Annotated in this window: 8 protein-coding genes and 1 pseudogene; 2 read left to right on the top strand and 7 right to left on the bottom strand. The window is 43.7% G+C overall.

All coding sequences use genetic code 11. The annotated features are described in order from the left end of the window. From ACLL8Z_RS05545 to rsmI, 4 genes and pseudogenes are all read right to left on the bottom strand, one after another. Nucleotides 1-126 (bottom strand): annotated as a pseudogene (locus ACLL8Z_RS05545) (GIY-YIG nuclease family protein); the annotation flags it as partial. Between the two features lie 353 nt (nt 127-479). Then, nucleotides 480-2111, bottom strand: coding sequence for an apolipoprotein N-acyltransferase (gene lnt, locus ACLL8Z_RS05540; protein ID WP_411273771.1), 1632 nt, complete (start codon nt 2109-2111; stop codon nt 480-482). Then, entirely contained in the window at nt 2112-2750 is a 639-nt protein-coding gene (locus ACLL8Z_RS05535) for a PH domain-containing protein (protein ID WP_411273770.1), read from the bottom strand. Nucleotides 2751-3137: 387 nt separating this feature from the next. Next, a complete protein-coding gene (gene rsmI, locus ACLL8Z_RS05530; protein WP_411273769.1) occupies nt 3138-3809 on the bottom strand; it encodes a 16S rRNA (cytidine(1402)-2'-O)-methyltransferase in 672 nt (223 codons plus the stop codon). Nucleotides 3810-3972: 163 nt separating this feature from the next. Here rsmI and serS point away from each other — a divergent pair, with 163 nt between their 5' ends. Together serS and ACLL8Z_RS05520 are read left to right on the top strand one after the other, a co-directional pair. Continuing rightward, nucleotides 3973-5244 carry a serine--tRNA ligase gene (serS, locus tag ACLL8Z_RS05525; RefSeq protein ID WP_411273768.1) on the top strand — a complete coding sequence of 424 codons (1272 nt, stop codon included), beginning with the start codon at nt 3973-3975 and terminating at the stop codon, nt 5242-5244. Nucleotides 5245-5464: 220 nt separating this feature from the next. After that, nucleotides 5465-5845 (top strand): two-component system response regulator, encoded by a 381-nt coding sequence (locus ACLL8Z_RS05520; RefSeq protein ID WP_411273767.1) that lies wholly within the window; start codon nt 5465-5467, stop codon nt 5843-5845. Here the strand turns inward: ACLL8Z_RS05520 and ACLL8Z_RS05515 are convergent. The 3 genes from ACLL8Z_RS05515 to ACLL8Z_RS05505 all read right to left on the bottom strand — a co-directional run. Next, nucleotides 5838-6299: a DUF4112 domain-containing protein gene (locus tag ACLL8Z_RS05515; protein WP_411273766.1), complete on the bottom strand. Its 462-nt coding sequence runs from the start codon at nt 6297-6299 to the stop codon at nt 5838-5840. The genes ACLL8Z_RS05520 and ACLL8Z_RS05515 overlap by 8 nt on opposite strands. Before the next feature lie 276 nt (nt 6300-6575). Continuing rightward, on the bottom strand, nt 6576-7631 hold the full coding sequence (locus ACLL8Z_RS05510) for a hypothetical protein (protein WP_411273765.1): 1056 nt from the start codon (nt 7629-7631) through the stop codon (nt 6576-6578). Nucleotides 7632-8236: 605 nt separating this feature from the next. Beyond that, on the bottom strand, nt 8237-8659 hold a 423-nt coding region (locus ACLL8Z_RS05505; RefSeq protein WP_411273764.1), incomplete at its 5' end, for an SIMPL domain-containing protein.

The following is an 8659-nucleotide window of genomic DNA, read 5'->3' as shown; positions in this document are numbered from 1 at the left end:
AGAACTAAGATTGTATTTGGCAGTGAAGCTGTCGGGATAAAAATGCTCCCTATGTTGTATCACTCTTGAACGAAGGTCGGAGGTTACCCCAACATACAAGGTTGTTTTATACTTATTGGTTATCATGTAAACATACCCACCTCTGTCCATAGTGGAATATAGGAATCAAAATACGTTTTGACGAAATGGAACTAGTTAATGGTACAAATGGATTAGTAATTGGACCAATTTCGACAAGCGGGTGTGAAAATTATCATTAACGATAAATGTGCCGCGAGGAGAAATCCCCAATCCTCCAAAAAGTGCGTCCGTCATCCCGAAGCGAAGCGAGGGACCTCCTGCTACAAAATCACTCTGGAACGTTAAAAACGCAGCGATGGACCTCTTGCCACCAAACCACACCTGGAAAGTTACATGACATAGTGAGGGACCTTATTCAAGCCCTGGACCCTCACTTAATTCCCGTCCTTGGACTGTATCTATACCTTTAAATGTCTTTTCTTCCTTCTAAAAACCCCCACCAACAAAAACACTCCAAACAACCCACTTCCCACCGATCCCACCAATGCGATATAATCCCCATGCTTAACATAAAACGTGAGCTCATCATTAAGATTTATATCAGCCTTAAGTGCTGCTGGCACCCACCATTTAGTTTGCTGTGTGATATCGCCCCGCTGATTAATAAAGGCGGATATCCCGGTATTAGCGGAACGTGCTACCCATCTTCGTGTTTCAATAGCACGAAGTTTCGCGTATTGAAGATGCTGATCCTTGCCGGAGGTATTACCCCACCATCCGTCATTGGTGATGATCGCAATAAATTGAGCATCTTTTTTGACATAATCGGCTACATACTCTCCCCAGATCGACTCATAACAAATAACAGGTGCTGCACCAATGCCGCTTTGAGAGTAGAAAACACTAGGTTCGTCCTGTTTTCCATAACTGCCTGCTGAACCGCCAAACGCTTCGAAAGCTGGCTTGAGAAAACTCATGGTATTTGAAAAAGGGGTTTGTTCAACACCCGGCACAAGTTTAGATTTATGGTAAAACTGAACCTTTGGCGAATTTTCTATAAGAACTGCAGCATTGAAAACATCAAAATATAAGCGCTGGCTCCCATCAAATCGGGCGGTTGTTGTTTTCTGGGTGTCATAAAGGGTAAAGCTTTCAATTCCGGATAAGAGATTGCCATTTTTGTATTTGCTCAGGAAAGACTGGATCCTGATGAAATTACTTTCAGTCCTGATAGCGGCCTCATCTGTTTTCTGCGAAATTGCTGTTTCCGGCCAGATGAAATATTCTGTGTTGGATTGTCCCAGGGAGTCAGAAAGCCGGATCATCCGTTCAATCTGTTTGGAAGTATTGAGGCTTCCATACTTTTCATAAGGATCGATATTTGGCTGTACCACAACAATATTTGCCGGATTCGATTTCTCATTATAATTAAAATAGATGAGCAGGGAAAGCAAAACAGGCAGTACGGCATGCGCAATTGATCGGCTAGCAAGCATATATTTACGCTTTTGAGTATCCTTTGCTTTGAAGGCCAGATAGGTTTCAAAAACAAGGATATTGGACATCAATACCCAATAAGTACCGCCATAGACTCCCGTATACTCATACCACTGGACAAGGTAATGAGATTGGGCAAAGCCATTGCCAAGGTTCATCCAGGGGAAAGCAAGGTCCCAGGTTTGGTGCAGATATTCATAGCCAATCCAGAAGCAGATCAGACCTGCATAACTGAGAAATTTAGTTGTTATTCTTCTCAATCTGTAATACAGCCAGAAAGCAATCGCCATCAGCAGGGAGCCCAATCCGAATGGAATGATTGCTACGAAAAGCGCCATCCACGTTGGCATAACCGCCATAAGGGAATTGATGACCCAATAGATACAAGCAGTGTTCCATATCACAAAGCATAAAAATGCGGTGCGGAACACCAGTTTGCCTTTTTGTTTATAATCTGAATTGATAATGTTTTCTACTGCGAGGAGTACCGGCACTAAGCCCACCAGTAATATTAAAGATGTAAAGGGTATGGGCGGCCAGGCCAGCCAAAGCAAAAATGCACTAAAAAGAGCCAGCAGATAGTTTTGTTTCACTCAGAACTGGGATAAAATATCTGCCTTTTTTCGTTCGTATTCCTCAGAAGTAATCAGCTGTTTCTCGAAAAGTGTTTTCAGCTTTTTTAGCCTTAGAGTTACTTCGTCCTCGGGTTCTTCCATAGGAAGCGGACTTTGCGGCTGAATGAATGGCTTCTCTTCTTCGTCGATCTCAACATAAGAAGTGTAATCATCGGAAGTATTAGAATTCCCTGAAAGATGGCTCTTATCTTCGCTCAATGGATTTCGAGAAAGTCCGCGGTTCTTTTCCAGCTGCTCATTCGAAAACTGATACAGCTTACGAGCCTGAACCTTTGGGATATAATCTATCGCAACATTTTCGCCCCTTTGCGGGACAGTGATAAACTTAGAACCAAAAAATTCTTCTTTGAACGAAACCTCTTTAATGTCTTCCCAGGGAAAGGTGATGAAGTTTGTGGTCAGACCCAGGTTTTCAGGGATACAAAAGATGATCCTTTTATTCGTAATTGCAATGCAATCCGGAATCAGGGTAACCGCCGGTTTCTTTTGAATGGCCAAATAAACTACCATCTCGCCGGAAGTGAGCATATCGCGTAATTTTCCAAGGACTTTTTCGGCGGTTCTTGGATCCTGGTCGTCTGTTAAGTATTGTTCCATTTTTGTTTTTTTTTGGTGGCTTCGCCATGTTTTTTTGACCTGCCTGACGGCAGGTGTTTTTTTTAACCGCAGAGTTCGCAAAGTGCAACGCGGAGAGCGCAGAGGCATGGTGCATACTTTGCATTCTCTGTGATAACACTCTGCGTCTGCGTCTGCGCCTGTCTGACGGCAGGTGTTTTTTTTACCGCAGAGTTCGCAAAGTGCAACGCAGAGAGCGCAGAGGCTAATTGTTTAGACTTCTATGCTCAGATTTTTGCGTGAGCCGTGCAGTCAAAACTCTCCAACATTCGCGCCTCCCATTGTTAGGCCGGAAAAAACTCTGCGCTCTCTGCGCAAAACTCCGCGCTCTCCGCGGTTAAAACCATACTGCCGAAGGCAGCATCAACTTTACTTCCCCGCCACACATATCACAAACTCCCCCTTTAACGTATTAGTTTCAAAATGTATTTTAATCTCACTTAAAGTACCCCTTACTGTCTCCTCAAACATTTTTGTAAGCTCCCGCGATACCGAAGCCTGCCTCTCCGCTCCAAAATACTGAGCGAATTCCTCCAGCGTTTTAAGCAAACGGTGCGGCGATTCATAAAAGATCATGGTCCGTTCTTCATCTGTAAGTTCTTTCATCCGGGTCTGCCTCCCCTTTTTTACCGGCAAAAAGCCCTCGAATGTGAAGCGGTCGGCAGCCAGGCCCGAGTTAACCAGTGCGGGAACAAAAGCAGTTGCTCCTGGAAGGCATTCCAGCGGCAGGTCGTTTTTAATTGTCTCGCGAACAAGCAGAAAACCCGGATCGGAAATAGCTGGTGTACCCGCGTCGGAGATGAGGGCGATTTGTTTACCCTCCTTCAGGAAACGAATAATTTCTGTCACCGACTTATGTTCATTATGCTGATGATGAGAAAAAACTTTTTTATCTATACCGAAATGTTTCAGCAGAGGAGCACTGGTACGCGTGTCTTCAGCAAGGATAAGATCCACTTCTTTTAGAATACGGATGGCCCTGAAGCTCATGTCTTCAAGATTTCCGATCGGTGTTGGTACCAGGTAAAGTTTACCGCTCATATTTCGATTTTATACCGCCGCAGTTTGGCAAATCCTTTTAAACATCAAAGGTTCCCTGTCTGCCGACAGGCAGGCATCCGACAAAAGAAAACAATAAATATAAGCGGATGAATACAAGCACCAAACTCTAAACTGTTTATATCTTTGCCTAAAATTATTAAAGATGCTGCAAGTTAGTTATATCCGTGAAAATAGAGATGAAGTTTTAAATCGGTTGGGCGTCAGGAATTTTAAACAGCCTGAACTTGTTGACCAAATCATTCAGCTTGATGACGACCGTCGTCAAACTCAAACCCTCCTTGATTCTATTTCCGCGGAAGCAAATGCAGCAGCAAAAAAAATCGGCGACCTGATACGTCAGGGGATGAAGCAGGAAGCGGAAGGATTAAAGCTGCAAACCAACTCATTCAAGGAGCAAACTAAAGCCCTTGGCGAGAAACTTACTGCCATCGAAATCTTGCTGCAGAATGAACTCGTTTTGCTTCCTAATGTTCCTCATACATCTGTTCCAAAAGGAGCAAGTCCTGAAGAAAATGTGGTAGCCTACGAGCATGGCACCATTCCACAATTGCCGGCAAATGCACTTCCACATTGGGAACTCGCCGCAAAATACGATATCATAGATTTCGAGCTGGGGAACAAGATTGCCGGAGCCGGATTTCCAGTATATAAAGGCAAAGGCGCTAAGCTTCAACGCGCGCTGATCAATTTTTTTCTGGATAATGCTGGAGAAGCGGGTTACCGGGAAATGCAGCCGCCAATTGTTGTCAATGAAGCCTCTGGATTTGGTACCGGACAGCTTCCCGATAAGGAAGGCCAGATGTACCATATCGGAATAGATAATCTGTATCTCATCCCAACGGCTGAAGTTCCTGTCACCAATCTTTACAGGGATGTGATTGTTAAAGAAGAAGAGTTGCCAATTAAAAATTGTGCATACACTCCATGTTTCCGCCGTGAAGCGGGTTCATATGGTGCGCACGTCAGGGGACTAAACCGTCTCCATCAATTCGATAAAGTTGAAATCGTACAGGTTGTACATCCTGACACTTCGTATAATGTACTCGAGGAAATGAGCACCTATGTTCAATCGTTGCTGCAAAAACTAGAGCTTCCATACCGTGTCCTGAGCCTTTGTGGCGGCGATATGGGATTTACATCCGCCAAAACCTATGATATGGAAGTTTGGTGTGCAGCACAGGCCCGCTGGCTGGAAGTCTCGTCCGTTTCCAATTTCGAAACGTACCAGAGTAATCGCTTGAAATTACGCTACAAGGGAAAAGAAGGCAAACCACAGCTTGCACACACATTAAACGGAAGTGCTCTTGCATTACCGCGCATTGTGGCATCGTTGCTCGAGAATAATCAATCGGAGAAGGGGATCAAAATTCCAGGAGCTTTGGTTGGGTATACGGGGTTTGAATGGATTGATTAAGTTGTACGTTGTACGTTGTACGTTTTACGTCTGGGCGGATAAGTTGAAAGTAATAAGTAATTAAGTTGTAAGTAAAACGTACTAAGTTTTGTAAGATAGGTTATACGTTATACACTTATAACGTACAACGTATAACGTATAACTTTTTGCCCAAACAAAATCCCATTTACAAGCGTATTATATAAAGTACCTAATAAAAGCAGACACAATACTCCCTTGTATGGATAACAGAATACTAGTGCTGGATGATGATCCGGGGATTTTACAAGCGCTTGATCTTTCCCTCACCTACTGTGGATTTCAAGTAAGGGCGATTCTTTCAGGCGATAATGTTTTTCGCATGATCGACGATTTTGAGCCCAATCTTATCATAATAGATTATTTATTAAGGGGTAAGACCGGCGGAGAAATTTGTAAGGAATTAAAAAATGATCCCAGAAAAAAAAATATTCCTGTGATTATGTTGTCGGCCCACCTGGATGCCGCGCAAAAATATTCCGAATTTTGCTATGATGCTTTTATGTCGAAACCTTTCGATTTAAACGTGCTTGTCAACGAAATCAGAACGTTTATAAATCCTGATGTAATCGTTATCAGATAAGTTCGATAAGCCAGCTTAGCACGCTCCACAAAACGTATACTACAAGGATAAAAGAAAGAAGCAGGATTATAATAATCCAGGCAATAATTCCTTTGCCACTGCCCTGATGTTTGCCCTCTACGTAATGGTCCTTAAGAAGTTTTATGTTTCTGCTATTCGATTTATAAGCAAAGTCGAAAATTTGTCCGATGATTGGGATGGCGCCAATGGTTGAATCAAGAATGATATTCAGTGTCATAAGCAATAACACTTTCCTGCTTACACCATGTTTTGCCATGGTAAGCAGCAATACTGTTGAAACCGCAAAACCACCAAGATCGCCGGCTACCGGTATTAAGTTCAATATTGGATCCAGTCCGAACCGAAAATTGGTGCCAGGCAAACGGAACTGCTCATCCATAAGACGGGAAACGCGTTCCACCCATTTTAAATTGGAGTTTGTTATTTGTTGCATGTGGGAATGCTAACAAAGGATGTGCCGGATTGATCAGTTGCCAGGCTGCCTGCCAGTAGGCAGATTACCAGCCTGCCTGCCGGTAGGCACGTTGCCAGGCTGGGCGGTTAAAGATCAGGTGGAATTGACAAGTATCCACCCCCTGCCCCCGACAGCGGGGGAGAGCAAATCGGCTAGACAAATCGGCTAGAAAATATTCTAGTTGATTAATAGTCGTGTATCCTAGGCGCCCAGTGTCCCCCGCTGGCGGGGGGTAGAAGGTGGATAATTCCCCATTCACGTTCCTCTCTTCCCAACAACCTGCCCCAAACACTCAAAAACCAATTGCCCCATCGTATCACAACTTTTAAATACCGGGTTTTTATAGTGATCGGAAAGTTCTGTACGAAGCTGTTGTATCTTTTCAGGATGTGAGAGGGTATCAATATTCATGATCTTAAATAAATCTTCGAGCCTGTAGTATCCCGAACGGAAACGGTTGGCTATCAGCGTACGCTCCTCTTCCTGGTACTGACGCATGGTAGTTTCGTCCATGTGTTTCATTCCCAGCTGAACGAGGTTTACATTCTCTTTAAAATAATGAGGCAAATACATTTTTAGCCTCCCTTCGTACGATTGCTGGTCGAAGTCGATAGCCCTTAGCCTGTATTGGTTACCCTCGATATCAGGAGTAATATCAACCACGAAATTATACGAACGCATATCGCCCAAAAGGCGCACAAAACAGCGTTCATTGAATTTGACGAATTCTTTGCATATCCTGATCTGGTTAAATTTCAGCGTATCCAAACGGCGGGCTATAAACTCATCGCCCGGCAGTCCGGGGATATGTTCTTCGATAAGTGTATTTCCGTCCGTCATGTAAATAATGCGGTTTGGTGATAGCACGTGCTCCAGTTCAAGGCCATAGACCCGTGACGCATCCGCAATTTTTATGTAGAAGTGGTCGTAGTTATCATTCAGCCGGTTGATAATCCTGATCCTGAAGGGACGCGTGTTTGCGAAAGTGCAGTAATCGATCCTTGCAACCGAGAGGTGCTCCATTACTGCAGTATCGCCATCCGTATTCATTAAAGCATAGATATACGTCAGATTAGGAAAGAGCTCCTTCATCTCACTCTCATCATAATATACGGTATGCCATAGCGTATCCCGGCCTTCTTTATCCCGTAAAGGAGTTGAAAGATTAAAACGCAGCAAATCAGAATACTGTACCGGCAGCTTCACCTCCCGGTCGTATTTCAGGAGATACTCCCGAAGCTCCGGCCGGATTTGGTAGAGGGTTTTTTTCTTTGAAGGAACGTCGTTGCGGGGTTCTTGAAGTCTGTCCATGCAAGTAGGTAAGCAGGCAAATTACATATTTGCAATCACTTATAATAGAGGTATCTGAGGTCTGGATTTATAAACTACAAACTTGTTTGTCTATTTCTAAGTAATATACAGTTTATAAATCTTATTATAATTTTTGCTATTTTTCTGCTGATTCGTAAAGAATTGGAACGTAAGGCGGTTTAATATTTGCTAGCGTCGGGTCGAAATTAAACAAGATGCGCATATGGTTCCCGCTTTCGCGGGAATGACAAATCTGTTTGATGGTATTGGGGAGGGGTAAGTCGGCCAAAGGCCGCCTTACCCCTCCCCAATCTTTAAAAACGTGCCTGTCATTCCCGCGAAAGCGGGAACCTCCCAATTTTCTTTAATAACGTGGCCTTTGTTGTCGAATTAGATGTTAGGTGAACCGAGGATGTTTCCCGCTTTCGTTTAGTTGGTACAACCTTAAACTATTAGATGAAGTGAGGAGGTTCACGCTTTCGTAGGAGTTCCAATTTCGTCATCTTTCCAATACATATTAGCCGCCGGAAAGATCCGACGTCCGACCTCCGACTACCTACAACCTCATTTCCGATTTGCATCAGACTTCAGACTTCAGACCTCCTCTATCGTATCTCAAAAACCGCCCTCATCTGATACGTCAGTTTGATCTTTTTAAAATCAATATCCGGCATCGGCGCTGCGTCGGCCGATTCAGTTTTCATCATGGTATTAGCCCTGTATATAGGCTGTGGATAATATTCATTGTTGATCTCCTGTATATCGAGCGGGCTCCCCAGTGTACCTCCGATAGACGTAATAAGGTAATTGGCTTTATCTTTTGCGGCCTGTAATGCTTTAATTTTGAGATCTTTTTTGAGGCTTTCGATCTTCGAGTAATCGTAACTTTCGATATTACTGTACTCTATCCCTTTCGGATCAACCGCGCTCATAATCTGGTTGAACTTGCTTAAATCGGTAACCTTGATACGGTATTGCTTACGGGCTAAAAATTCCGGGCTCTTTTTCTTTTCCCACCAGGTGGTATA

The organism is Daejeonella sp., from assembly GCF_046590655.1.
GTDB lineage: Bacteria > Bacteroidota > Bacteroidia > Sphingobacteriales > Sphingobacteriaceae > Daejeonella.
The sequence above is the reverse complement of the archived record's forward strand: the minus strand, read 5'-3'. Positions and strand labels throughout refer to the sequence as shown.

What these genes read in the sequence shown, in the direction of transcription:
- rsmI (WP_411273769.1), bottom strand. Translation starts at nt 3,809, where the DNA reads ATGAGCGGTAAACTTTACCTGGTACCAACACCGATCGGAAATCTTGAA.
- ACLL8Z_RS05520 (WP_411273767.1), top strand. Translation starts at nt 5,465, where the DNA reads ATGGATAACAGAATACTAGTGCTGGATGATGATCCGGGGATTTTACAA.
- serS (WP_411273768.1), top strand. Translation starts at nt 3,973, where the DNA reads ATGCTGCAAGTTAGTTATATCCGTGAAAATAGAGATGAAGTTTTAAAT.
- ACLL8Z_RS05515 (WP_411273766.1), bottom strand. Translation starts at nt 6,299, where the DNA reads ATGCAACAAATAACAAACTCCAATTTAAAATGGGTGGAACGCGTTTCC.
- ACLL8Z_RS05535 (WP_411273770.1), bottom strand. Translation starts at nt 2,750, where the DNA reads ATGGAACAATACTTAACAGACGACCAGGATCCAAGAACCGCCGAAAAA.
- ACLL8Z_RS05510 (WP_411273765.1), bottom strand. Translation starts at nt 7,631, where the DNA reads ATGGACAGACTTCAAGAACCCCGCAACGACGTTCCTTCAAAGAAAAAA.